This window comes from Palleronia aestuarii, assembly GCF_003253995.1.
GTDB classification, from domain to species: domain Bacteria; phylum Pseudomonadota; class Alphaproteobacteria; order Rhodobacterales; family Rhodobacteraceae; genus Palleronia; species Palleronia aestuarii.
On record NZ_QKZL01000046.1, the window covers coordinates 1 to 1,716 of the forward strand.

The 1,716-nt window shown below is 64.0% G+C and carries 2 protein-coding genes and 1 pseudogene; all 3 read right to left on the reverse strand.

All coding sequences use genetic code 11. The annotated features are described in order from the left end of the window. Positions 1 to 258: transposase (locus LX81_RS20755; RefSeq protein WP_211322854.1), on the reverse strand; the 258-nt coding region annotated here is incomplete at its 3' end. A 202-nt stretch (positions 259 to 460) separates the two neighbouring features. Continuing rightward, positions 461 to 975, reverse strand: a pseudogene (locus LX81_RS23505) (transposase); the annotation flags it as partial. A gap of 223 nt (positions 976 to 1,198) precedes the next feature. Beyond that, on the reverse strand, positions 1,199 to 1,369 hold the full coding sequence (locus tag LX81_RS23510; RefSeq protein WP_170134075.1) for a hypothetical protein: 171 nt from the start codon (positions 1,367 to 1,369) through the stop codon (positions 1,199 to 1,201). Positions 1,370 to 1,716 lie beyond the last annotated feature (347 nt).

Consider the following 1,716-nt stretch of genomic DNA (forward strand, 5'->3'; position numbering starts at 1 on the left):
GAGCCCCATGAGCTTCAACAGGCTCGCCACGAAGCCCGTTGTCTGGCGAAGCGGCAGGCCGAACAGCACCTTGATGGTCAGGCACGCTTGGATCGCCGCGTCCGAGAAGGTTTGCTGCCGCCCCTGCTTGCCCGAAGGCGCCGCGTGCCAAGCCATGCCCGGGTCGAACCAGACCGTCAGAGACCCGCGCTCACGCAGCGACGCGTAGTAACTCGACCAGTTCAGGGTGCGGCAACGGGTGGGCGCAGGCTTGGACATGCCGGACAGCTATGTCGCTGGACTCACGATGTGAATCCCACGCAGGCTTTCTGCAACAAGGCCTATCTGACCGTCCGCGAGAGCCGCTCGACGAAGACGTTCGTCGCGCCGTCGGCATATATGCCGACCCCTTGCCGTCCATGCTGATGGCGACCTCGTTCGCCGCCGGCCTCGAACCGATGGCGGCCTACGGCTCGCCCTTGAGCACCCGCGTGAAGTTTACGCTGGTGAACTGCGACCCCTGATCCGTATTGAAGATCTCCGGCTTGCCATGGCGGCGGAGAGCTTCTTCGAGAGCCTCGATGCGAGACAGTCCGCGGATAGCGTGATCGACAGCCGCCAGTTCAGGACCTTGCGGCTGAACCAGTCGATGGCGGCGGCAAGATAGAGTGAGGCATTGCTCGCCATCGGTTCGAGACCGATGCCGAACGCCCCGGGCCATGGGGACGTAGGTGATGTCCATCGCCCGGACCTGGTTGGGCCGGGTCACGGCCAGGCCCCTCAGCAGATAGGGATAGATCCTGTGTCCCGGCGCCGGCTTCGACGGCGAGCCTCGTCCGCCATCGGTTCGAGGACAATGGCAAGCGGACGGCGGTAGATCGCCGCAACCCCCATCCGCTTCATCAGCGTCGCGACGTAGCATCGGCCGACCTCGTGGCCCTCGTCGTTCAACAAGCCTTTCAGCATTCGGCTACCCGCGAACGGAGACTCCATGTGCAGTTCACAGGTCCGGCGCAATGAACCATGTCGCGCCATTGGTCCGAGCGACAATGGCGAATGCGAGATCTGCCTCCGAGACCGGGCGCTGCAGGTAGGAGATGCTGCCCCGACCGATCCCGAGCGCCCTGGCCTGTCGGACAAGGCCAAGCTTATGGTTCCGGTCGATCATCGTCTTGCGCTCGACAGGAGACCGCTCGCGGTTCTCTCAAACCGATGGCGTTCACCGCTCGCTGCCGAGCGCGCCGGACATCGGAGCAGGAACCGTGGCCCCAATGGGGCCGCGCAAGTCCTGCGGAGCATCGTTCTCGAGCGTCAGATCACCGATCTTCGCAGGCAAAATCTTCACGTCGACGGCCGGAGTGGCCTCGGCAGCAAGCGCGGTCCCGAACACACCGGACGCACCCTCGAGAAGCTAGGTGCGCCACCCGCGTGATCTGGTTAGGATAGACGTCGAACTGCTCGGCCAACTCGGAAAGCGGCCGCTCTCCCTTGATGGCTCCGAGCGCCACCTTCGCCGTGAAGGCCGGGTTGTGGGCCTACGCGCGGCCGTCTGGTCATGATCTTTCCTCGCTTCTCGGCATCATGCCGATCTCGCGCGGATCATCCACTCATAGCCCCTGTTCACATTTCCTCAGCCACCTCTACTGACCGATCCGGTCTCGAAGTTCCTCCCCGATTTCGCCGAGCAGACCGTAAGCGAGGTCAGCATGAGCTTCTATGGCGGCGCCAGCTACGAGG